The following is a 22,665-nucleotide window of genomic DNA, read 5'->3' on the forward strand; positions in this document are numbered from 1 at the left end:
ACGGCGACGGCCGTCCTCGGGGCCGAGGGCTCGGGTCAGCCCGAGTGGCTCAGCGCCCGGGGGCTCATCACCGCGGCGGTGAGCAGCGCCTGGTCCAGGTCGGCGAGCAGGTCGGCGAGGTCCTCCAGGCCGACCGAGAGCCGCAGGATGCCCTCGCCCGGCTTGGCCCCGTCCGCCACCGGGCGGTGGGTCAGCGCGGCCGGGTGCTGGATGAGGGAGTCGACGCCGCCGAGGGACACGGCGTGGGTGATGAGCCCGACGGCCGAGGCGACCCGGGCCGCCCGGTCGTAGCTGCCCAGGTCGAAGGCGAGCACCGCACCCGGTCCGGACATCTGGCTGCCCACGAGGCCCTGCGGGTCACCGTCGGGGAGGCCGGGGTAGAGCACCCGCTCGACCTCCTCGTGCTGGGCGAGCCACTGCGCGACCTGCCGGGCGCTCTCCTGCTGGGCGCGCACCCGCAGCGGCAGCGTCTGCAGGCCGCGGTGCGCGAGGTAGGCCGCGAGCGGGTGCAGGACGGCGCCGGTGACGGCCCGGACCGGCCGGATCCGACGGGCCCAGGTCTCGGAGGTGACCACGGCACCGGCGAGGACGTCGCCGTGACCGGCGAGGAACTTGGTGACCGAGTGCAGCACGAGGCTGGCTCCCAGCTCCAGGGGGCGCTGCAGGACCGGCGTGGCGAAGGTGTTGTCGACCATGACCGGCACGTCCCCGGCGGCCGCGGCGACGGCCCGCAGGTCCACGAGGTCCAGGGTCGGGTTGGCCGGGGTCTCCACCAGCACCAGCCCGGTGTCGGCCTCGATCGCGGTGGAGATGCCCTGGACGTCGGTCCAGGTGACCCTGGTGCCGAGCAGGCCGGTGGCCAGCAGGTGGTCCGAGCCGCCGTAGAGCGGTCGCACCGCGACGACGTGCGGGGTGCCGGCACCCACGCAGGCGAGCAGCACGGCGCTGAGCGCGGCCATCCCCGAGGCGAAGGCGATGCCCGCCTCGCCGCCCTCGAGCTCGGCCAGGGCCTCCTCGAAGCGCGCGACCCCGGGGCTCCACAACCGTTGGTAGACCGCGGTCTGGCCCTCCTCGCGCACCCCTCCTCCGGCCATCTGGTCGTAGGCGGCGCCGCCCGCCTCGACGTCCGGCAGGGGGTAGGTGCTGGACAGGTCGATGGGCGGCACGTGCACCCCGAGAGCGGTGAGATCGGAGCGCCCGGCGTGCACGGCGCGGGTGTCGGCGCCGGAGGTGTGCTGCTGCATACCGACAGGATGCAGAACCTGCGGAAGTAAGTCAAAATCGCCAAAGAATCACCCGCGCTACTGACGATCACGCTGTGGTCATGCGGTGTATGCCGTCAATCACGAAGGCCCTGGCGGGCCTGCGTGGACGTGGCTACAGTTCGCTCATGGTGCAGTCGCCGGGGGCAGTGCTGGAGTCGGGGGAGCGCGATCTCGAGCGCATCGAGATCGACCGCCCGGTGGTGGTCGTCGTCGCGGCTACCCGCGCTGAACGCGAACGGTTGGCCGGGTTGCTGCCCGACGACGTGACCGTCATCGTGGCGCCCTCCCGGGAGCGTGCGGAGGCGCTGCTCCGTCACTGCCCGGCGGCGGCGACCGCCTGTGCGGCTGCGACCTATCACCTGAGGATGGAGCCCGAGGTGCGGCGCGTGTGCTTCGGCGAGTCGGCCCTGTCGCTCACCAGGCTGGAGTTCGAGACGCTCAGCCTGCTCACCTCCGACCCCGAGCACGTCTGGTCCCTCGTCGAGCTGTCGCGCTCGGTCTGGGCGACCGGTTTCGTGGGTGACGGTGCCCAGGTGCGCTCGGTCATCAAACGACTGCGCCGCAAGCTCACCGAGGCGGGCGCGCCCCTGGTCATCGAGACGGTCCGGGGCGCCGGCTTCCGCGCGGTGCCGCTCACCTCCTGACCCGGTCCCGGAGGCCGCGCGCCCGCGCCCGGTCGTTCTGCCCCACAATTGCCCTGGTCCGAACTGTCACACCGGTGCGTCCGGCTACATAGATTCGACAACGTCCGGGTCCACGGGCAGACGGCACCAGGGAGGGCACTGTGAGGACGACACACGGATGGCGACGGGCGGTCGCCGCGCTCAGCGGTTCGACGCTGCTGGCGGGAGGTCTGGTCTCGGGCCCGGCGCTCGCGGCTCCGACCCCGGATGCCGAGGGCAAGATCGAGCGGGTGCTGCAGGAGGAGTTCGAGACGCAGGAGCGGGTCGACTTCTGGGTGCGGCTGGAGGAGCGCCCCGACCTGACGCAGTTCGAGGGGGTGCAGGACTGGGGCGCGCGCGGCCAGGGGGTGTATGACGCGCTGACCAGCACGGCGGACGCCAGCCAGGCCGGGGTCCGCGCCAAGCTGGACGCCGAGGGGGCGACCTACGAGGCGCACTGGATCACCAACGCGGTCCACGTGACCGCCGGCTCGGAGGATCTCGCGCTCGCGCTCGCGGGCCGCTCGGAGGTCGAGGGGATCTACCCGACGCGCACCTACGACGTGCCCGAGGTGCACCCCGTCGAGCCCACCGCGGTCGGCCCGGCGGCGGTCGAGTGGGGGATTGCCGACATCAACGCCGACGACGTCTGGAGCGAGTACGGCGTGACCGGCGAGGGCATCGTCGTCGCCACCATCGACACCGGCGTGCAGTTCGACCACCCCGCGCTCGCGGAGCAGTACCGCGGCAACAACGGCGACGGGACCTTCGACCACGACTACAACTGGTTCGACGCGGCCGGGGTCTCCCCGGAGGAGCCGGTCGACGGCGAGGGGCACGGCACCCACGTCACCGGCACCATGGTCGGTGACGACGGCGGTGACAACCAGGTGGGCGTCGCGCCGGGCGCGCGGTGGATCGCGGCCAACGGCTGCTGCCCCTCCGACGAGGCGCTCATCACCAGCGGCGAGTGGATGCTGGCGCCGACCCGCGTCGACGGCAGCGACCCCGACCCGGCCCAGCGCCCCCATGTCATCAACAACTCGTGGGGTTCCGGCATACCCTCCAACGACCCGTTCATGGAGGACGTCTCCCTCGCCTGGGCGGCGGCCGGACAGTTCGGGGTGTGGGCCAACGGCAACATCGGCCCCGGCTGCGAGACCTCCGGGTCGCCGGGCAGCCTGGTCGTCAACTACTCGGTCGGCAACTACGACGCCGACCACCAGATCAACGACAGCTCCAGCCGCGGCGCGGGTGAGGGTGGCGAGACCAAACCGAACCTCTCGGCGCCCGGCACCGCCGTGCGCTCCTCGGTCCCGGGCAACGGCTACGCCGCCTTCACCGGCACCTCGATGGCCTCCCCGCACGTCGCCGGCTCCATCGCGTTGCTGTGGGCGAGCGCGCCGCTGCTCGTCGGCGACCTCGAGGCGACCAAGGACCTGCTGGACGGCACCGCCGTCGACAACCCGGACGACCAGTGCGGTGGCACCGACGACGACAACAACGTCTTCGGCGAGGGGCGTCTCGACGCGCTCGCGCTCGTCGAGGCCGCCCCGCGCGGCGACACCGGCTTCGTCGAGGGCACCGTCACCGACGCCGCCTCCGGCGACCCGTTGGCCCGCGCGCAGGTCAGCCTCGACGGGCCGCTGCAGCGCGAGCTCACGACCGACGCGGAGGGCGACTACCGCGCCCTCGTGAGCGCCGGCGACTACACCGTCACCGCCTCCAGCTTCGGCTGGGTCGACGAGAGCGCGGAGGTCACCGTGCCCGTGGACGGCACGACGGTGCAGGACTTCGCTCTCGACCGGGCGCCCACGGGCACGCTGAGCGGGACCGTGACCGACGGTTCCGGCCAGGGCTACCCGCTCTACGCCAAGGTTTCCGTCGCGGGCACGGCCCTCACGACCTACACCGACCCGGCCGACGGCACCTACGCCCTCGACGTGCCGCTCGACACCGCCGTCGTGGTGCGCGTCGAGGCGCAGTACCCGGGCTACACGACCGTCACCGAGGAGGTGGCGCTCGCCGGTGACGAGACCCTGGACGTCAGCATGCTCGTGGATGTCCTGTCCTGCGTCGCGAACGGGTATGCCGCCAGCTCCTCGGGGCTGACCGAGTCCTTCGAGACCCTCGAGATCCCGGCCGGGTGGACCGTGGAGGACAACCTCGACAACGGCCAGGTGTGGACCTTCGACGACCCGGCCGGCATGGGTAACGAGACCGGCGCCGAGGGCGGCTTCGCCGACGTCAACAGCGACTTCTACGGCCCTGAGGGATTCCAGGACACGTCCCTGGTCTCCCCGGTCGTGGACCTCAGCGCCGAGGCCACTCCCGTCGTCGCCTTCAACCACTTCTACGTCGACTTCGGCGACACCGCCGACCTGGACGTCAGCGTCGACGGCGGCGACACCTGGACCACGGTGAAGACCTACACCGGCGAGAACGTCGCGGTGCGCGACACCGTGCCGCTGCCGATGGCGGCCGGGCAGAGCCAGGTGCAGGTGCGCTGGCACTTCTACGACGCCAACTGGACGCTCTGGTGGCAGGTGGATGACGTGCTGCTCGGCAGCATGTCGTGCGACCCGGTCGGTGAGGGCGGGTATGTCTTCGGCACCGTCACCTCCGGTGTCGACGACGGCCCGATCAGCGGGGCGAAGGTGACCGACCTGGTCACCGATGAGGCCGGCATCACCAAGGACACCCCGACGGACGAGGGCCAGGACGACGGCTTCTACTGGCTGTTCAGCTCGCTGGCCGGCACGCATCCGTTCGAGGCGACCGCCCGCAACTACAGCGCGGCGACGCAGGACGTCGACGTGCCCGACGAGGGGGCGGTCCGCGCCGACTTCACCCTGGAGGGCGGCGTCCTCACGGTGGACCCGGAGTCGATCGAGACCGAGGTGGTGCTCGGCGAGTCCGAGACCCGAGATCTCACGGTGAGCAACGGGGGCACCGGTGCGGCGCAGGTGGAGCTGCGGGAGGTGGGTGGCGACATGACCATCCTGCGTGCCGACGGCTCCCGTTTCTCGGCCGCCGACGCGCTGGCCGCCGAGGGCGCGCCGTTGCGGACGGTCGACGCAGAGCCCTCCTTCGCCGCGGCACCGGGCGGGACGGACGACGACGCGTCGGCCCGTGCCCCGCAGGAGGAGCCGTGGACGGAGCTGACGCCCTACCCGACCGGCACGATGGACAGCCGGGTCGTGGCCCTGGACGGCCAGTGGTACGTCGTGGGTGGCAGTGACGGCTTCGAGCCGACGGCGGCCGTCCACCGCTACGACAACGCCTCCATGGAGTGGGTCGAGGTCGCGCCGCTCCCGATGATGGTCAACGCCCCCGCGGCTGCGGTCATCGACGGGCAGATCGTCGTGTCGGGCGGCTGGGACGACGCCGGCTCCACGACCGGGGCCACCTTCGTCTACGACGCCGGCGCCGATGCCTGGACCCAGGTCGCGGACAACCCGTCGGCGGTCTCGGCAGCGGGCCAGGCTGTCTTGGACGGACGGTTCTACACGGTCGGTGGATGCACCACCGACCAGTGCGCACCCAGCTCCAGCATGGTCACGGCCTACGACCCGGCATCGGACTCCTGGGAGCAGCTGGCGGACTACCCCGAGGGCATCGCCTTCACCTCCTGCGGTGGGGTGGAGGGTCAGCTCTACTGCTCCGGTGGCATCAACCCCGACACCGAGTCCAGCTCGGCGGCGACCTACGCCTACGACCCGGCCAGCGACACGTGGTCCCCGGTCGCGGACGCGCCGAGCGACCACTGGGCGGCGGCCTACGCCGCGGCCAACGCCCAGCTGGTGGTGAGCGGTGGGGTCCAGCAGGGTGACCTGTCCAACGAGACCTTCGCCTACGACCCTGCGACCGACGCGTGGGTCGACCTGCCCAACGCCAACGTGCCTGCCTACCGCGGGGCCGGCGCGTGCGGCTTCGTCAAGGTCGGTGGATCCGACGGCGGAGGCGGCCTCGACGTGGTCGAGCTCCTGCCCGGCTTCGAGGAGTGCTCGGACGACGGGGTGGATGTGCCGTGGCTCTCGATCTCCCAGACCGAGTTCACCCTCGAGCCCGGGGAGTCGGTGACCGTCCAGGTGACGACCGACGGTGACGTGGCCCAGCCGGGCGTCTACACCGCCGGCGTCCGCGCCACCGGCGGCGTCGCCGGGAGCGACCCCGTCACCGACGTGACGATGACCGTCCAGCCGCCGCCCACCTGGGGCAAGCTGACCGGCCTCGTCGAGGGCGAGGACTGCGAGGGCGCGGCCGAGCCGCTCGGTGGTGCCGTCGTCGACGCGACCCCGGAACGGACCGACCAGCCACGCTGGCGGATGGTGACGGACCCGGAGGGGCTCTACGCCCGGTGGATCGACACCCGGGTCGGTGACCTGGAGCTGCTCGCCTCGGCGACGGCATACCTCTCCGACAGCGCGACGGTCACCCCGGTGCGCGGGGAGGTCGTGGAGCAGGACTTCTCCCTCCTGCACGAGGACTGCGGCACGCCGCCCGGTCCGGTGAACCCCGAGGTCGAGCGGATCGCAGGTGAGGACCGCTACGGCACCGCGGTCCTGCTCTCGCGGACCTTCGAGCCGGGGGTGGACGCGGTCTTCGTCGCCACCGGCATCGACTACCCCGATGCCCTCGCCGCGGCCGCGCGGGCCGGCAGCATCGGTGCGCCGGTGCTCCTCACCAAGTCCGACCGGCTCCCGGCGGCGACCGCCGGCGAGCTGGAGCGGCTCGACCCGCAGGAGGTCGTCGTCCTCGGCGGTGACGGCGCGATCGAGGACGAGGTCGTCGAGGCGATCGAGGAGTCCGCCCGGGTGGAGGCCCGCCGCCTCGCCGGGAAGGACCGCTACGGCACGGCGGCGCTCATCGCGGCCGAGTTCGGCTCGTCGGACACGGTCTACGTCGCCACCGGCCGGGACTACCCAGACGCGCTGGCCGGCGCGGCCCGAGCCGGTCGCTCCGACGCGCCGGTGCTCCTCGTGCGGCCGGACACGGTGCCGGACGCCACGGCGTCGGCGCTCACCGAGCTCGGTGTGGAGCAGATCGTGCTCCTCGGCGGTGAAGGTGTCGTCGACGAGGACGTCGAGAGCGCCCTGACGGAGTGGGGCGAGGTCACCCGGGTGGCGGGGAGCAACCGGTATGCCACGGCCGCCCTGCTCGCCGAGGCGGACGACACGCTCGCCCGGGCCTTCGTCGCCTCCGGCCAGAACTGGCCGGACGCGTTGGCCGGGGCAGCCACCGCGGGCACCGTGGACGCGCCGATGCTCCTGGTGCGCCAGGGCTCGGTGCCTCCGTCGACCTGGACGACGCTCGAGCGCCTCCAACCGGCACTCATCAGCGTCCTCGGCGGCGACGCAGCCGTCTCCGACGATGTCCTGGAGGAGCTGCGGACCCTGGAGTAGGGACCACCGGACCGGCAGCCCGACCGAGCCCCTGCCCGGTCGGGCTGCTGCATCTGCGCGACAGACGGCATACCCTGGCGTCGTGCCGAAGAATCCTCGTGACGACAAGCCCCTCGACGAGACCGACCAGGCCCTCGTGCGCCTGCTCGAGGTCGACGGGCGGATGTCCAACGCCATGCTCGCCCGCGAGGTCGGGATCGCCGAGTCGACCTGCCTGGTGCGCGTCCGCTCCCTGCGCGAGCGCGGGGTCGTCCGCGGGATCCACGCCGACATCGACCCGGTCGCGGTCGGGCGGCCGGTCGAGGCGATGATCGCGGTGCGCTTCGGAGGGCATCGCCGCGCCAACTTCGAGGAGTTCACCCGTGAGGTGCCTGAGCTGCCCGGTGTGCTCGGGGCGTTCCACGTGTCCGGCTCGATCGACTACTACGTCCACGTCGCCGTGCCCAGCGCCGACGCGCTGCGCGACTTCGTCCTCGACCACCTCACCAACCGCCCGGGGGTGCTGCACGCCGAGACCAGCCTCATCTTCGAGTCGCTGCGCGGCCGGGGCACGCTGACGGCGGCCGACGAGGGTCCCCCGGACGAGGCTTGACCCTCACGCGCCGTGAGGCCGCACGCTGCAGGAGTGACGCAGATGACGACGCAGGAGACGTGGACGGTCGGTCAGGTGGCCGCCGAGGTGGGTGTCAGCATCCGCACGCTGCACCACTACGACGAGATCGGTCTGGTGGTGCCGGGTGAGCGGAGCTTCGCCGGCTACCGGCTCTACACCGAGGCCGACCTCACCCGGCTGCAGCACGTCGTCGTCTACCGCCGGCTCGGCTTCGGGCTGGAGGAGATCGCCCAGCTGATGCAGGAGGACGTCGACAGCACGACCGTCGTCGAGCACCTGCGGCGGCAACGGGCGAGCGTCACGGACCGGATCGGGCAGCTCGAGGAGCTGACCCGGTTGATCGACGCAGCACTGGAGGATGAGATGAACGACTACCGGATCAGCCGCGAGGAGCAGCGCGAGATCTTCGGCGACGCCTTCGACGACGACTACGCCGCCGAGGCGGAGCAGCGGTGGGGCGACACCGACGCCTGGAAGGAGAGCCGGCGCCGTACCAAGGGCTACACCGCGGAGCAGTGGCAGCAGGTCAAGGAGGAGCAGGACGAGCTCAACGCCCGGTTCGTGGCGCTCCTGGAGGCCGGGGAGCCGGCCGACGGCGGCGCGGCGATGGAGGTGGCGGAGGACGCGCGGCAGCAGATCTGCCGCTGGTTCTACGACTGCCCACGGCAGATGCACGCCGGCATCGCGCAGATGTATGTCGACGACCCGAGTTCACCAAGACCTACGAGGACATCGCGCCCGGCCTGGCGACCTACGTGCGCGACGCCGTCGTCGCCAACGCCGCGCGGGAGTGACCGGCTCCTGTGGACGGACGGGGCGAGGCGTCATACCCGTCCCGTAGGCTGCCCACGTGATCGATCAGACCCCGCCCACCGCGGCCCGCCGCGGCCCTGGGCGGGGTCTGTTCATCGCCGTCGAGGGTGGTGACGGGGCGGGCAAGTCGACCCAGGCTCGCCGGTTGGGGGACTGGTTGGAGGGGCAGGGGTATGCCGTGCTCCACACCCGCGAGCCCGGTGGCACCGAGCTCGGGCGCACCTTGCGCGAGCTGGTGCTCCACGGCGAGGACGGCTCGGTGTCCGAGCGGGCGGAGGCGCTGATCTTCGCGGCCGACCGGGCCCACCACGTCGCGACGGTGGTCCGCCCGGCGCTGGAGCGTGGCGAGGTGGTCATCACCGACCGCTACCTCGACTCCTCGGTGGCCTACCAGGGAGCGGCGCGGGCGCTGGGGCACGACGAGGTGCGGGAGCTGTCGATGTGGGCGACCGAGCGGCTCGTCCCCGACCTCACCGTGCTCCTCGACGTCAGCGCGCAGCAGGGGCGGGTGCGTCGGGGGCAGGTCCACGACCGGCTGGAGCGCGAGGCAGACGACTTCCACGACCGCGTCCGACAGGGCTTCCTCGACCTCGCGGCTCGCGAGCCGGAGCGTTACCTCGTGCTCGACGGGCACGGCGACGCCGATCGCCTGGCCGAGCAGGTGCGCGAGCGCGTGAGCCTGCTGCTGGGGGAGGCGTCGTGAGCGTCTTCGACCAGCTCGTCGGGCAGGCCCGGGTCGTGCAGACCCTGCGCCAGGCCTCGAGCGACCCGGACGTCATGACGCACGCCTGGCTGTTCACCGGCCCGCCCGGCTCCGGCCGCTCGGTGGCGGCCCGCAGCTTCGCCGCCGCCCTGCAGTGCGAGCGCTCCGGAGGCGGCCCGGACGCCGTGGGCTGCGGGCAGTGCCAGCCGTGCCGCATGGTCATGGCCGGCAGCCACCCGGACGTGCGCATCGTCGACACCGAGCAGACCTTCATCAAGGTGGACGAGGCCCGTGCGCTGGTCCTGGAGGCCCAGGCCCGCCCCAGCCTCGGGCGCTGGCGGGTGGTGATCGTCGAGGACGCCGACCGGCTCAACGACCACTCCGCCAACACCTTGCTCAAGTCCTTGGAGGAGCCGACGGCCCGGACCGTGTGGATGCTGTGCGCGCCCTCGCTCGAGGACGTGCTGGTGACGATCCGCTCCCGCTGCCGGCACGTGCGCCTCGGCACCCCCTCGGCCGGTGCCGTCGCCGACCTGCTCATCGAGCGCGACGGCATCGACCCGGCGATGGCGCACTACGCCGCCCGGGCGGCCCAGAGTCACATCGGCATCGCCAAGCGCCTCGCCACCGACGAGCACGCGCGGGCCCGCCGCCGGGAGATCACCGGCATACCCCTCACCCTCGGGTCGTTGGGTGACGCCCTGCGCGCGGCGCAGGACCTCGTCGACGAGGCGGGAGAGGGGGCCAAGGCGACGTCGGCCGACCACGCCGAGGACCAGCGGCGCGAGCTGCTGGAGCAGCTGGGGGCGGACGCCTCGGCGCGCACCCAGCCGCCGTCGGTGCGGGCGCACCTGCGCCGCCTCGACGACCGGCTCAAGGCCGAGGCCAAGCGCCAGCAGCACGACAGCATCGACGCGGCGCTGACCGACCTAGCCTCGGTCTACCGCGACGCGCTGCTCGTGGCCACCGGTGCGCCGGTGGAGCGGATCAACGCCAGCGAGCCGGAGCAGATCGAGCGGCTCGCGCGTTCGTTCACACCAGAGGGCCTGCTCGGGGCGCTGGAGACGATCGGCGAGGCGCGGCAGCGGCTCATCGCCAACGGCGCGCCCCTGCTGGTCCTGGAAGCCATGATGGTTGGGTTGCTCTTGCCCCGGAGGTGAGAACACACGCGGAAGAGGACGGGACGCACGTGCGAACTACGATGACGACCAGGATAGTCGCCGGTCTCAGCGCGCTCGCGCTGCTGGCGGCGTGCACCCCCGACGCCCCGGGGGCGGGCTCGCCCGACGACGGCGGTTCGACGACGACCGGTGGTGCGGAGGGCGAGGCCAGGGCCACCTCGACGCCGCTCGCCGAGGACGCGCCGGAGGGCCTGGAGGAGTTCTACTCCCAGGAGCTCGTCTGGAGCTCCTGCGAGGGTGACTTCGAGTGCGCCTCCCTCACCGTGCCGCTGGACTACGCCGAGCCGGAGGGGCAGACGATCGACCTGGCGCTGCTGCGGACGACCGCCGGCGGGGACTCCCAGGGCTCGCTCGTCGTCAACCCGGGCGGGCCGGGCGCCTCCGGCGTCGACTACGCCATGATGGCCGGTATGGCGATCTCCGGCCCGGTGCGCGAGGCCTACGACGTCGTCGGTTTCGACCCGCGGGGCGTGGCCCGCTCCGCCCCGATCACCTGCTTCGACGACGCGCAGATGGATGACTTCCTCTCAGCCGACCCCTCCCCGGACGACGCCGGTGAGGAGGCCGCCTCCCAGGAGCTCATGGAGGACTTCGCGCAGGCCTGCGAGCAGAATGCCCCCGACCTCATCGGGCACATCTCGACGGTCGAGGCGGCCCGGGACATCGACATCCTGCGCGCCGCTCTCGGCGATGAGCAGCTGACCTACTTCGGTGCCTCCTACGGCACCTTCCTCGGCACGACCTACGCCTCTCTCTTCCCCGAGCGGGTGGGCCGGCTGGTGCTCGACGGCGCCGTCGACCCCGAGCTCACCGGTCTGGAGATGGGGCTGGGCCAGGCCGAGGGCTTCGAGCGGGCCACCAGGGCCTACGTCGAGGACTGCGTCGCCGGGGGCGAGTGCCCGCTGGGCTCGGACGTCGAGTCGGCCATGTCACGCATCCCCGCCTTCCTCGACGAGCTGGACTCCGCACCGCTGTCGGTGGGTGACGACGCCGCGGGCGAGCTCACCGAGGGGTGGGGGATGTACGGCATCATCGTCGCGATGTACGACCAGAACGCCTGGCCGATCCTGTCGCAGGCCTTCGACCGTGCGTTCCAGGGCGACGGCACGCTCCTGATGTACCTCGCCAACCTCTACGCCTCCCGCGGCAGCGACGGCAGCTACGACGGCAACGGCATGCAGGCCATCTATGCGGTCAACTGCCTCGACCGGCCGGCCGGCTCGGACGGCGAGGACCTCGACTCCGCGGCGGTGGAGCAGGAGTTCGAGGAGGCGTCGCCGACCTGGGGCCGCTACCTCGCCGGGGAGGGGGCCTGCGAGTACTGGCCCGCCGAGGCCACCGAGACGATCGAGGACTACTCGGCCGCCGGTGCAGCCCCGATCCTGGTCATCGGCACCACCCGCGACCCGGCCACCCCCTACGAGTGGGCCGAGGGTTTGGCGCAGACGCTGGACTCCGGGGTGCTGCTGTCCTACGACGGCGACGGCCACACCGCCTACGGCCGGTCCAACGACTGCATCGACGACGCGGTCGACGCCTACCTGCTCGAGGGGACCGTCCCCGCCGACGGCACCACCTGCTGAGACGAGGACAGGCTCCGGACCGAGGGGTCCAGAGCCTGTGGGGGAGCCGCCTACCGGAATCGAACCGGTGACCTATTCATTACGAGTGAATCGCTCTGGCCGACTGAGCTAAGGCGGCGCGTCGCCCGCCGGGCAACTCGACGAGGATACCCGAACCCCTCCGGGCCGCCCAAACCAGCGACCCCCGGCGCGGGGCTCCTGCAGAGCCCGCGCCGGGGGTCGGATCACGCGGTGAGGGTCACTCCTCGTCGGCGACCATCCGCAGGGTGAAGTGGCTGTCGCCGTTCTCCTCGGCGACGGTCGACATCCCGACCGCGGCGAGCTTCTCCAGGGCGGTGCGGGCCTTCTCGTCGGTGACCTCGGGCAGGTAGTACTCCTCGAAGGGAGCCGCGTCGACGAAGAAGGTCGACTGGGCCTCGTCGGCCTCGGCGACGGCCCGGGTGAAGAGGTCGCTGTCACCCAGCGTGTCGCCCCCGCCCTCGACGGCCGCGTCGACGTAGGCCTGGTCGGTGCCGAGCGAGAGCGTCCCGTCGTCCTCCCGGACGACGAGCACCCCGGCGCCCACGCCGTTGTCGTTGAGCAGCTCCTGCGCCCGCGCGGTGTCGGTCGTGGCGCGGTAGATCACCGGCAGCTCCGGCACCGAGGGGTCGGTCTGCGACATGCCCATCGCGGCGTCGACGATGCCCGGCCCGACGGCCAGCGTCATCGACTGACCGAGCACGACCTTGAGGTCGTCGGGCAGGACGAAGCCCTGCTCGGCGGCCGCGTCGGTGGCCTGCTGCAGCTGCTCGGCGTAGTCCTCGGAGTAGGTGTCCCACAGGGACTGCACCATCTGGTCGCCGTTCTCCAGCGACATCGCCACCGCGGTGTCCGCCGGCAGCTGGGTCACCAGGCTGTCGGCGTTGCCACCGGCGGGCATACCGGCCATGTAGGACAGGTCGCGGTTGATGCCGTGCATCTCGATGGCGTCCGCGGTGAGGCGCACCGTGGCGGCCATCCGCCCGGTGACCTCCGGCTGCTCGGCGCCCATGCCCAGCTCCTCCTGGGCCATCCCCAGGCTGGGGTCCAGGGCGGCCGGGTCGAACTCGTCGGCCTGGGCGAGGTCGGCCCACATGGCGACGATGCCGGCCTCGCCGAGGTCCTCCATGTCGGAGGTGAAGTTCTCGTTGTCCGAGAGCGTCCCGGCCTCCGCGGCCGAGCGGACGGCCTCGAGGGTGTCGGCCTGGCTGAAGACGACGTAGTCGCTCTCGAGGTAGTAGCCGACCTCCTCGGAGCTGTCGGCGAGGTGCTCGTCGAGGAAGGCCAGGGCGGCGTCGCCGTCCTTGACCTGCAGCGCCACGGCGACGACGGGCTCCTCGCCCTCCCCGGCGCCCATGACGGCCACGCCGGCCCGGTCGCCGAGCCACGGCTCGATGTCCTCCTCGAAGGACACGTCGCTCGGGACGTCGCCCTCCTTCTCGATCTGCTCCCAGACCCACTCGCGCCACTCACCGTTGGACAGCCGCTCGTCCATCTCGCTGTCCAGCCCCTGGAAGAAGCGGACGGCCGCGACCTTCTGGCCCGCGGAGGGGTCCAGGTCGATCTGGGCATACGCCGCGATGTCGCCGGGCAGCACGCTGTCCGGACGATCACCCCCGCCGCCCATGATGAGGGCGGCGGCCGTGCCGCCGCCGATGAGGGCTGCCGCGGCCACGCCCCCTCCGATGAGCAGCCACGGTGTCTTGCGGCCACCCTCGCTGACGTCCTCGCCGGTGGTCTCGGTCACGCTCGTCATGCGTCTCTCCCCTGTCGTGTGCCGCGGTCGCGGACGTCGTCGTACCCGGTCGGTGGCCGGTGCGGGGCCATGGTATCCCGGGTCGCACAGGTGTCCCTGTGCACCGCTACGACGTGGGGGGTCCCTCGATGGTTCCCGGCCAGGTGGGAGAGGCGGCGGAGCCGAGCCTCAGTGCTGCGGCATCGGCCAGCGCGCGGTGGACATGCCCTCGTCCTTGGCGCGCTGCACGGACTCGAGGTAGCACTGCTCGGCCTCCTCGCGGCCGGCCCAGTGGGCACCCTCGACCGACTTGCCCGGCTCGAGGTCCTTGTAGACCTCGAAGAAGTGCTGGATCTCCAGCCGGGTGTGGGTGCCGATGTCGTCCAGCGTCTGGATGCCCAGCTTGCGCGGGTCCTCGGCCGGGACGCAGATGATCTTGTCGTCGCCGCCGGCCTCGTCGCGCATGTGGAACATGCCGATCGGTCGGGCCAGCACCAGGCACCCCGGCCAGGTCGGCTCGTCGAGGAGCACCAGCGCGTCCAGCGGGTCGCCGTCCTCGCCCAGCGTCTCCTCGATGTAGCCGTAGTCGGCGGGGTAGCGCGTCGCGGTGAAGAGCATGCGGTCCAGCCGGATCCGGCCGGTCGCGTGGTCGACCTCGTACTTGTTGCGGCTGCCCTGCGGAATCTCGATCGTCACGTCGAACTGCATCTGCTGCTCTCTCCTGGCTCGGGGACGGCATAGGCTCGGCCTCCAGTGTCCCTCATCCTGGGGGTCGTCGATGACGGAGGTCGAGCACGTCGGTGAAACGTCTGCGCAGCACTCCCCACCGCAGCCCACGGTATGCCCTCGCCCCGGTCACCGCGCTGGCGGTGGTCCTCGGTGCGCTCGCACCGGGGGCGGAGGCCCCCCGGGCCATGGCGGGGGAGCAGGCGACGACCACCGAGCAGGCCACCGTCACCGAGGAGGCTCCCGCGACGGCCGAGCCGTCGGCGACACCGGGGGAGGTGCGTCCGCGCATCGCCGCGCCGACCAGCCCGCTGGGGGCGGTCTCCGCCGCGCCGGTGCCGGACCGGGGGACCGTGTCGGGCCAGATCAGCGACGAGCTGGACAGCACCTGGCTGGGCGGCACGACGCGTCGGGCCGTCGCCATCCGTGACGCCCTGACCGGGGAGTCGCTGGGCGACCGCTACTCCTCGCGCCTCGTCACCCCGGCCTCCACCACCAAGCTGCTCGCCGCCGCCGCGATCGTCACCGGCCTCGAGGGCGACCACCGCTTCACCACCCGGGTGGTCTCCGGCGCCGAGCCGGACGAGGTCGTCATCGTCGCCGGGGGCGACATGCTCCTGGCCGACGGGGCGGGCGACCCCGAGGCGGTGGCCGGGCACGCCGGAATCGCCGACCTCGCGGCGCAGACCGCGGCCTCCCTGCAGGGCGAGGGCGACGCTGCGGGGGCCACCGCCGCTCCGGAGGGTCCGGTGCGCGTCAGCCTCGACCTGAGCCACGTCGCCGGAGCCCACGCCATGCCGACCTGGATCGACCGGTGGCTCGACGAGGGGTACACCGGTCGTATCGTCCAGCTCGGGCGCTCCGGCGACCGCGCGCGGCCCTTCAACCCCTCGCCGAGCTCGCCCGAGCAGCAGGTGGCCCGGGTCTTCCGCGAGGCGCTCGCGGCGGAAGGGATCGACGTGGCGGGCGACGGCGACACCCGCGCGCAGGAGGTCGAGGCAGCGCAGGACGCGCGCGAGCTCGCCAGCGTGGAGTCCGCCGCGGCCCGCGACGTGCTGGCGCTGGCGCTGGCGACGAGCGACAACGCCATGGTCGAGCAGCTCGCCCGGCAGGCGGCGGTCGCCGACGGTGAGTCCGCCGACCAGGAGTCGGTGACGGCCTGGATCCGGCAGACGATGGTCGACGACTACGGGCTGGACATGACCGGGGTCCGCATCACGGACGCGAGCGGTCTCTCCGACGGCACCCTCATCCCCGTCGGCGTCGTGGCGGACGTCCTCGTCGCCGGGGCCGACGGCTCCCACCCGCAGCTGCAGGAGGTGCTCGCCGCGGGTGGGCTGCCGATCGCGGGCTACACCGGCACGCTCGCCACCCGCTTCCACCTCGAGCGCCACGACCCGGCCGTCGGCAACGCCCGCGCCAAGACCGGCACCCTGCCCGGCGTCAGCTCCCTCGCCGGGACGGTCGTCACGCAGGATGGCCGCCTGCTCGTGTATGCCGTCACCGCCGACGACATCGACGAGGGCTCGGCGGCCATCGAGGCGGCCTCGGTGCTCGACGAGATCGTCGCCGAGCTCGCCCGCTGCGGCTGCTCGGGCTGACCCGCCGCGCGCGGGGGCGGACGGGTCCGGGTCGCCGCAGCGGTGCGGGAACGCATACCGTCGGGATCATGAGCCTGCACCCCGCCACCGCCGGTGACGACGACACCAGCCCTCTCACCGTCGACGACGTCCGCGGCAGCGCCCTCGTGGACTGGGACTTCGCCGCCTCGGCCGCCGCGAGGCTCGCCCCGCCCGGCCCGAAGGCGAGCCGCCGCGAGATCACCGAGCTGGTCGCCGACCTGCGCTCGGCCGCGGCGCGGGCCGTGGAGCCGGTCGCGACGACGGCTCAGCTGTCGACGCCCCCAGGCACCCCGGAGGCCCTGGTCGTGGACCGGGCGGGGTGGATCCGCGCCAACTGCGCCTCGATGGACGCCATGCTCGCGCCCGTGCTCGACGAGGTCGTCGCCAAGAAGCGCGCCGCCGACCGGGCCCGGGCGCAGCGCTCCGGCCGTGAGCTGCCCGAGCTCGGCGCCACCTCGCAGGCGATCTCGGCCAAGGTGACCGGCACCGAGGTCGCCGGCCTGCTGTCCTGGATCTCGACCAAGGTGCTGGGGCAGTACGACCTCGCCCCGCAGGGCACCCCGGCCCTGATGTTCGTCGCGCCCAACATCCTGGCCGCTGAGCGCGAGCTCGAGGTCGACCCGGGCGACTTCCGCCTCTGGGTCGCCATGCACGAGGAGACCCACCGGGTGCAGTTCACCGCGGTGCCCTGGCTGCGCGAGCACCTCATCGAGCGCGCCCGCAGCATGGGCACCCGGATCATGCCCGAGCCGGAGGATCTCGGTCAGCGCCTCCTGGAGATCGCCACCGCCCTGCCGGGGGTCCTGCGCGGCGAGGAGGACATCACCCAGGTCGTCGCCACCCCCGAGCAGCGGGAGAAGCTCGCGGAGGTCACCGCGGTCATGTCGCTGCTCGAGGGGCACGCCGACGTGGTCATGGACGAGGTCGGGCCCAGCGTCATCCCGACGGTCGCGGAGATCCGCCGCCGGTTCACCCAGCGCCGCAAGGGGGCCGGCAATGTCGACAAGCTGCTGCGCCGGCTGCTCGGCATGGAGGCCAAGATGCGGCAGTACAAGGACGGGGCGGTCTTCGTCCGGTCCGTCCAGGACCAGGTCGGGGTGGAGGGCTTCAACCGGGTGTGGACCTCGCCGGAGACGCTGCCGCGCCCGACGGAGATCGCCGACCCGCAGGCCTGGGTCGCCCGCGTCCACGGCTGAGCCGGTGCCCGGTCCGCCGCCGGCCGTGGCCGCCGCGCGCGTCGCGGTGCGGCGGTGGCTGCAGGAGTCCGGCCTCGAGCCGGGCTCGAGGGTGCTGCTCGCCTGCTCCGGCGGCCCCGACTCCCTCGCCCTCACCGCTGCTGCCGGCTTCGTCGCGCCGCGGGAGGGGTATGCCGTCGGCGCGGTGATCGTCGACCACGCGCTGCAGCCGGGGTCGGCGGAGGTCGCGCAGGAGGCGGCCGGTCGCTGCCGCGCGCTGCTGCCCGAGGGGTCACCGGTGGAGGTCGTGCGGGTCGCGGTGCAGGCCACCGGGGGCGGGCCCGAGGCGCGGGCACGGGAGGCGCGCTATGCCGCCATCGCGGAAACGGCGCAGCGGCTCGACGCCCGTGCGGTCCTGCTCGGGCACACCCGGGACGACCAGGCCGAGCAGGTGCTGCTCGGTCTGGCGCGTGGGTCCGGGGCCCGCTCGTTGGCCGGCATGCCCCTGCGGCGCCCGCTGCGCGACGGGGTGCTCCTCGGCCGCCCGCTGCTGGACCTCACCCGGGACCAGACGGTCGCCGCCTGCGCCGAGCTGGGGCTGGTGCCCTTCCGCGACCCGCACAACGCGGACCGCCGGTTCGCCCGGGTCCGTGCCCGGGAGGCGCTCGCGCTCCTCGAGGGCGACCTCGGTCCCGGCGTGGCCGGCAGTCTCGCCCGCACCGCCGACCTCCTGCGCGACGACGCCGACGCGCTCGACGCCCTGGCGGACACGGCATACCTCGACCTGGGCGGGCAGCCGTGGGACGTCCCGTCCCTGCTGGACCTGCCGCGGGCCGTCCGCACCCGGCTGTGGCGGCGGCTGGCGCTGGAGCAGGGCAGCCCCGGCACCGACCTCACCGGGGAGCACCTGCGGGCCGTGGACGCACTCGTCACCGACTGGCGCGGCCAGGGGCCGCTGCACCTGCCGGGCGGGGTGCGGGCGACCCGGACGGGGGAGGGCGTGCGGGTGCGGCGTGAGGCATAGTGGGACCGTTCCTCGACGCGGGCCCGTGACGGCCCGGGTCACCAGCGCCGGACGACGAAGGAGCAGGCTGCGTGGACGCACAGCACATGGGTGAGGACCTGGCCGAGGTGATGTACACCGAGGAGCAGATCCAGGGCCGCCTCGCCGAGCTGGCCGAGGAGGTGTGGGCCGACTACCACGACAAGGACGTGCTCCTCGTCGGCGTGCTCAAGGGCGCGATCATGGTCATGGCCGACTTCATGCGGGCCCTGCCCGGCTCCGCCGAGATGGACTGGATGGCCGTCTCGAGCTATGGCTCGGGCACCAAGAGCAGCGGCGTCGTGCGCATCCTCAAGGATCTCGACACCGACATCACCGGGCGCCACGTGCTCATCGTCGAGGACATCATCGACTCCGGCCTGACCCTGTCGTGGATCAGCGCCAACCTGCGCTCCCGCGGCCCGGCGAGCCTGGAGATCTGCACCCTGCTCCGCAAGCCGGACGCCGCCAAGGTGGAGATCGACACGAGATATGTCGGCTTCGACATCCCCGACGCCTTCGTCGTCGGCTACGGCCTCGACTACGCCGAGAAGTACCGCAACCTCCGGGTCATCGGCACCTTGGCGCCGCACGTCTACAGCTGAGACCTCAGGGCGGTCGGCTCAGGCCGGATCGCTCTGGGCGAGCAGCTCCCGGACCCGCCCGAGCGTGGGGATCATCTCCAGCAGCGCCGGACCGGCCTCGGGCGGCCCTCCCAGGGAGCCCACCACGGTGATCGCCACCCGGTGCGCGCCCTCGGCCACGCGGGCCCGCACCGCCGCGAGCACCTCCTCCGCCGGGGTGCCGAGGGCGACGGTCTGGAAGACGAGGACGTGCGCCTCGCCGTCCTTGCCGGCCGTGGCCCACGCCTCCTGGACCGCGGCGCGGGCCCGCGGCAGATGCTCGGTGACATCGACGACGACGCCGTCCCCGAGCTCGCCCGCCAGGGCCAGGGTCTTGGGCCGGTTGGCCCCCACGAGCAGCGGCGGCACCTGCGCCGGCGGCCAGTCGAGGGCGACGTCGTCGAGAGTGACGTAGCGACCCGAGCACGTCACCCGGTCGCCGGCCAGGAGGGACTGCAGGGCCTGGACGTACTCGCGCAGCAGCGTCATCGGGGACTCGACCCGGGCGCCGGTCTGGCCCATCCAGTCGAGCACGCCGTGCCCGACGGCAGGCAGGAAGCGCCCAGGGAAGAGCCGGGCGAGTGTCGCGATCTCCATCGCGGTGAGCGCGACGTTGCGCAGCGGCACCGGCATGAGGGCGATGCCGACGGACAGCCGTGACGTCCACGCCAGCGCTGCGGCGGCGGGCGCGATGCCGCTGGGGCGGAGCACCGGTGGGGGTGCCCGGGGGCGGAGCCCCTGGGGGAGGTGGAACACTGTTCTCCTGCCGCACGTTGACCGGCAGAAGAATCACTGCCGGATCACCGACCAGGAGGACCGGGGGAGCCCCGTGGCCCCCGAACGTCACTGATATGAGCACTGCCCCGACCAACAAGCCCAGCAAGCGGCCGAAGCCCAGTCCCTGGATGTGGGTCTTCCTCTTCCTCGGCCTGGGCATCCTGTGGTACTCGCTGCTGGCGCAGAGCCCCTACAGCAGGATCGACACCGCCGATGCGCTCGCGCTCATCGAGGACGGCCAGGTGGCCGAGGCGGTCGTGACCCCGGACCGGGTCGACCTCACCCTCAAGGAGGGCGAGACCTTCTCCAGCGACGAGGTCCGCGAGACCAACCAGGTGCAGGCGTTCTACGTCGACGCCCGTGGACCGCAGATCATCGAGACGCTGGACGCGAACCCTCCCTCCGAGCGCCTGACCGACGACCCGGCCCGCCAGAACGTCTTCGTCTCGATCCTGGTCAACTTCCTCCCGCTGCTGCTCATCCTCGCGCTCTTCCTGTGGCTCATGACCCGGATGCAGGGCGGTGGCCGGGGCGTCATGCAGTTCGGCAAGTCCAAGGCCAAGCTGGCCACCAAGGACATGCCCAAGGTGACCTTCGCCGACGTCGCGGGGTCGGATGAGGCCGTCGAGGAGCTCGAGGAGATCAAGGAGTTCCTCTCCGAGCCGCGCAAGTTCCTCGAGGTGGGCGCCAAGATCCCCAAGGGCGTGCTGCTCTACGGCCCGCCCGGCACCGGCAAGACGCTGCTGGCCCGCGCCGTGGCCGGCGAGGCCGGGGTGCCGTTCTACTCCATCTCCGGCTCGGACTTCGTCGAGATGTTCGTCGGTGTCGGTGCCTCCCGCGTCCGCGACCTCTTCGAGCAGGCCAAGGAGAACGCCCCGGCGATCATCTTCGTCGACGAGATCGACGCGGTGGGCCGCCACCGTGGCGCCGGCATGGGCGGTGGCCACGACGAGCGCGAGCAGACCCTCAACCAGCTGCTCGTCGAGATGGACGGCTTCGACGTCAAGACCAACGTCATCCTCATCGCGGCGACCAACCGCCCGGACATCCTCGACCCGGCGCTGCTGCGCCCGGGCCGCTTCGACCGGCAGATCGCGGTCGAGGCGCCGGACATGCTCGGCCGCCTGCACATCCTGCAGGTGCACGGCAAGGGCAAGCCGCTGGCCGACGTCGACCTCATGGCGATCGCCCGGCGCACCCCGGGCTTCTCCGGTGCCGACCTGGCCAACGTCCTCAACGAGGCGGCCCTGCTCACGGCGCGCAAGAACGCGCAGGTCATCACGGACGCCGACCTGGACGAGGCCATCGACCGCGTCATGGCGGGCCCGCAGAAGCGGACCCGGGTGATGAGCGCCAAGGAGAAGAAGATCACCGCCTACCACGAGGGCGGTCACGCGCTCGTCGCCGCGGCGATGAACCACACCGACCCGGTGAGCAAGGTGACGATCCTGCCGCGCGGTCGGGCGCTGGGCTACACCATGGTGCTGCCGGCCGACGACAAGTACTCCACGACCCGCAACGAGCTGCTCGACCAGCTGGCCTACGCCCTCGGTGGACGCGTCGCCGAGGAGCTCGTCTTCCACGACCCGACGACCGGTGCGGCCAACGACATCGAGAAGGCCACCGGCCTGGCCCGCAAGATGGTCACGCAGTTCGGGATGTCCGAGCGCATCGGTGCGGTCAAGCTCGGCTCGGCCGGCGGTGAGGTCTTCCTCGGCCGCGACATGGGCCACGAGCGCGACTACTCCGAGAACCTCGCCGGCGTCGTCGACCAGGAGGTGCGGCGCCTCATCGAGGCCGCCCACGACGAGGCCTGGCATGCCCTCAACGACAACCGCGACATCCTCGACGCCCTGGTGCTGGAGCTGCTGGAGAAGGAGACGCTCAACGCCGAGGCGATCGCCGCGATCTTCGTCGACGTCCGCAGGCGTCCCGTGCGTCCGGTGTGGCTGTCCTCGGACGCCCGCACCATCCATGAGGCCGGCCCGGTGCTCACCGACGCCGAGAAGCGGGCGATGTCCAACGGCCACCACCCGCTGACCGAGCAGGGGGAGGAGAACCCTCCGGTCGAGGTGATCCAGGTGCCCGAGGGCGGCCATGTCGACCCCGGCCACGCCTGAGGTGACGGCGGGCGGGCAGCCCGTCCTGCAGGGCGTGGACCACGCGCGGATCGAGGCGGCCGTCCGGGAGATCCTCCTGGCCGTCGGTGAGGACCCCGACCGCGACGGGCTGCAGGACACCCCTGCCCGGGTCGCCCGGTCCTACGCCGAGATCTTCGGTGGGCTGCGGCAGGACCCGCTGGCCGTGCTCGGCACCACCTTCGACGTCGACCACGACGAGATGATCCTCGTCAAGGACATCTCGCTCTACAGCGTCTGCGAGCACCACCTGGTGCCCTTCCACGGATCGGCCCACGTCGCCTACATCCCCGGCGCGGACGGACGTGTCGTCGGGTTGTCCAAGCTGGCCCGGCTCGTCGACGTGTATGCCCGTCGCCCGCAGGTGCAGGAGCGGCTGACCACGCAGATCGCCGACGCGCTGGAGGACCACCTGGCGCCGCGGGGCGTCCTCGTCGTCGTCGAGGCCGAGCACCTGTGCATGTCCATGCGCGGTGTCCGGCGGCCCGGCGCGCGCACCCTCACCTCCACCGTGCGCGGGCAGCTGCGCAACCAGGCCACCCGCGCCGAGGCCATGAGCCTCATCACCGGGCGGTAGGACCGGC

General features: G+C 72.6%; 17 protein-coding genes and 1 tRNA gene. 13 read left to right on the plus strand and 5 right to left on the minus strand.

Going from position 1 to position 22,665, the window contains the following annotated elements; translation table 11 throughout:
* Nucleotides 1-35: 35 nt before the first annotated feature.
* Nucleotides 36-1,244, minus strand: coding sequence for a trans-sulfuration enzyme family protein (locus FA582_RS02360; protein ID WP_010148230.1), 1,209 nt, complete (start codon nucleotides 1,242-1,244; stop codon nucleotides 36-38).
* 146 nt (nucleotides 1,245-1,390) lie between these two features.
* Between FA582_RS02360 and FA582_RS02365 the strand changes: the two genes are divergently transcribed.
* The 7 genes from FA582_RS02365 (at nucleotide 1,391) to FA582_RS02395 (ending at nucleotide 12,225) form a co-directional block, all read left to right on the plus strand.
* Nucleotides 1,391-1,909: a winged helix-turn-helix domain-containing protein gene (locus FA582_RS02365; protein WP_010148229.1), complete on the plus strand. Its 519-nt coding sequence runs from the start codon at nucleotides 1,391-1,393 to the stop codon at nucleotides 1,907-1,909.
* A 140-nt stretch (nucleotides 1,910-2,049) separates the two neighbouring features.
* Nucleotides 2,050-7,332: a cell wall-binding repeat-containing protein gene (locus FA582_RS02370; protein ID WP_010148228.1), complete on the plus strand. Its 5,283-nt coding sequence runs from the start codon at nucleotides 2,050-2,052 to the stop codon at nucleotides 7,330-7,332.
* Nucleotides 7,333-7,414: 82 nt separating this feature from the next.
* Nucleotides 7,415-7,924: an Lrp/AsnC family transcriptional regulator gene (locus tag FA582_RS02375; RefSeq protein WP_010148227.1), complete on the plus strand. Its 510-nt coding sequence runs from the start codon at nucleotides 7,415-7,417 to the stop codon at nucleotides 7,922-7,924.
* A 42-nt stretch (nucleotides 7,925-7,966) separates the two neighbouring features.
* Entirely contained in the window at nucleotides 7,967-8,872 is a 906-nt protein-coding gene (locus tag FA582_RS02380; RefSeq protein WP_338093015.1) for a MerR family transcriptional regulator, read from the plus strand.
* Nucleotides 8,796-9,461 carry a dTMP kinase gene (tmk, locus tag FA582_RS02385; RefSeq protein ID WP_010148225.1) on the plus strand — a complete coding sequence of 222 codons (666 nt, stop codon included), beginning with the start codon at nucleotides 8,796-8,798 and terminating at the stop codon, nucleotides 9,459-9,461. Before FA582_RS02380 ends, tmk begins: the two co-directional genes overlap by 77 nt.
* Nucleotides 9,458-10,621 (plus strand): DNA polymerase III subunit delta', encoded by a 1,164-nt coding sequence (locus FA582_RS02390; RefSeq protein ID WP_010148224.1) that lies wholly within the window; start codon nucleotides 9,458-9,460, stop codon nucleotides 10,619-10,621. Before tmk ends, FA582_RS02390 begins: the two co-directional genes overlap by 4 nt.
* A 41-nt stretch (nucleotides 10,622-10,662) precedes the next feature.
* Nucleotides 10,663-12,225, plus strand: a complete 1,563-nt coding sequence (locus tag FA582_RS02395; protein ID WP_010148223.1) for an alpha/beta hydrolase — start codon at nucleotides 10,663-10,665, stop codon at nucleotides 12,223-12,225.
* A 44-nt stretch (nucleotides 12,226-12,269) separates the two neighbouring features.
* Here FA582_RS02395 and FA582_RS02400 read toward each other — a convergent pair.
* The 3 genes from FA582_RS02400 to FA582_RS02410 all read right to left on the minus strand — a co-directional run bounded on the left by FA582_RS02400 (nucleotide 12,270) and on the right by FA582_RS02410 (nucleotide 14,686).
* Nucleotides 12,270-12,343, minus strand: a tRNA-Thr gene (locus FA582_RS02400).
* 120 nt (nucleotides 12,344-12,463) lie between these two features.
* A complete protein-coding gene (locus FA582_RS02405; protein ID WP_010148222.1) occupies nucleotides 12,464-13,999 on the minus strand; it encodes a DUF3352 domain-containing protein in 1,536 nt (511 codons plus the stop codon).
* Between the two features lie 168 nt (nucleotides 14,000-14,167).
* Nucleotides 14,168-14,686 (minus strand): inorganic diphosphatase, encoded by a 519-nt coding sequence (locus FA582_RS02410; RefSeq protein WP_010148221.1) that lies wholly within the window; start codon nucleotides 14,684-14,686, stop codon nucleotides 14,168-14,170.
* A 92-nt stretch (nucleotides 14,687-14,778) separates the two neighbouring features.
* Here FA582_RS02410 and FA582_RS02415 point away from each other — a divergent pair, with 92 nt between their 5' ends.
* From FA582_RS02415 to hpt, 4 genes are all read left to right on the plus strand, one after another.
* A complete protein-coding gene (locus FA582_RS02415) occupies nucleotides 14,779-16,305 on the plus strand; it encodes a D-alanyl-D-alanine carboxypeptidase/D-alanyl-D-alanine-endopeptidase (protein ID WP_010148220.1) in 1,527 nt (508 codons plus the stop codon).
* Between the two features lie 68 nt (nucleotides 16,306-16,373).
* Nucleotides 16,374-17,522, plus strand: coding sequence for a zinc-dependent metalloprotease (locus tag FA582_RS02420; RefSeq protein WP_010148219.1), 1,149 nt, complete (start codon nucleotides 16,374-16,376; stop codon nucleotides 17,520-17,522).
* A 4-nt stretch (nucleotides 17,523-17,526) separates the two neighbouring features.
* Nucleotides 17,527-18,525: a tRNA lysidine(34) synthetase TilS gene (gene tilS / locus FA582_RS02425; RefSeq protein ID WP_010148218.1), complete on the plus strand. Its 999-nt coding sequence runs from the start codon at nucleotides 17,527-17,529 to the stop codon at nucleotides 18,523-18,525.
* 71 nt (nucleotides 18,526-18,596) lie between these two features.
* Nucleotides 18,597-19,148, plus strand: coding sequence for a hypoxanthine phosphoribosyltransferase (hpt, locus tag FA582_RS02430; RefSeq protein WP_010148217.1), 552 nt, complete (start codon nucleotides 18,597-18,599; stop codon nucleotides 19,146-19,148).
* A gap of 18 nt (nucleotides 19,149-19,166) precedes the next feature.
* Here the strand turns inward: hpt and FA582_RS02435 are convergent, their stop codons facing one another.
* On the minus strand, nucleotides 19,167-19,877 hold the full coding sequence (locus FA582_RS02435; RefSeq protein ID WP_237707529.1) for an LLM class flavin-dependent oxidoreductase: 711 nt from the start codon (nucleotides 19,875-19,877) through the stop codon (nucleotides 19,167-19,169).
* 194 nt (nucleotides 19,878-20,071) lie between these two features.
* On the opposite strand from FA582_RS02435, the gene ftsH reads away from it, so the two are divergent.
* Both ftsH and folE read left to right on the plus strand, forming a co-directional pair.
* Nucleotides 20,072-22,063, plus strand: coding sequence for an ATP-dependent zinc metalloprotease FtsH (gene ftsH / locus FA582_RS02440; RefSeq protein ID WP_010148215.1), 1,992 nt, complete (start codon nucleotides 20,072-20,074; stop codon nucleotides 22,061-22,063).
* On the plus strand, nucleotides 22,041-22,658 hold the full coding sequence (gene folE, locus FA582_RS02445) for a GTP cyclohydrolase I FolE (protein WP_010148213.1): 618 nt from the start codon (nucleotides 22,041-22,043) through the stop codon (nucleotides 22,656-22,658). Before ftsH ends, folE begins: the two co-directional genes overlap by 23 nt.
* Nucleotides 22,659-22,665 lie beyond the last annotated feature (7 nt).

Origin of the sequence: Serinicoccus profundi (genome assembly GCF_008001015.1) — a bacterium.
Taxonomy (GTDB): Bacteria; Actinomycetota; Actinomycetes; order Actinomycetales; family Dermatophilaceae; genus Ornithinicoccus; species Ornithinicoccus profundi.

What these genes read in the sequence shown, in the direction of transcription:
- FA582_RS02360 (WP_010148230.1), bottom strand. Translation starts at nt 1,244, where the DNA reads ATGCAGCAGCACACCTCCGGCGCCGACACCCGCGCCGTGCACGCCGGG.
- FA582_RS02365 (WP_010148229.1), top strand. Translation starts at nt 1,391, where the DNA reads ATGGTGCAGTCGCCGGGGGCAGTGCTGGAGTCGGGGGAGCGCGATCTC.
- ftsH (WP_010148215.1), top strand. Translation starts at nt 20,072, where the DNA reads ATGTGGGTCTTCCTCTTCCTCGGCCTGGGCATCCTGTGGTACTCGCTG.
- FA582_RS02410 (WP_010148221.1), bottom strand. Translation starts at nt 14,686, where the DNA reads ATGCAGTTCGACGTGACGATCGAGATTCCGCAGGGCAGCCGCAACAAG.
- FA582_RS02380 (WP_338093015.1), top strand. Translation starts at nt 7,967, where the DNA reads ATGACGACGCAGGAGACGTGGACGGTCGGTCAGGTGGCCGCCGAGGTG.
- FA582_RS02405 (WP_010148222.1), bottom strand. Translation starts at nt 13,999, where the DNA reads ATGACGAGCGTGACCGAGACCACCGGCGAGGACGTCAGCGAGGGTGGC.
- FA582_RS02420 (WP_010148219.1), top strand. Translation starts at nt 16,374, where the DNA reads ATGAGCCTGCACCCCGCCACCGCCGGTGACGACGACACCAGCCCTCTC.
- folE (WP_010148213.1), top strand. Translation starts at nt 22,041, where the DNA reads ATGTCGACCCCGGCCACGCCTGAGGTGACGGCGGGCGGGCAGCCCGTC.
- FA582_RS02395 (WP_010148223.1), top strand. Translation starts at nt 10,663, where the DNA reads ATGACGACCAGGATAGTCGCCGGTCTCAGCGCGCTCGCGCTGCTGGCG.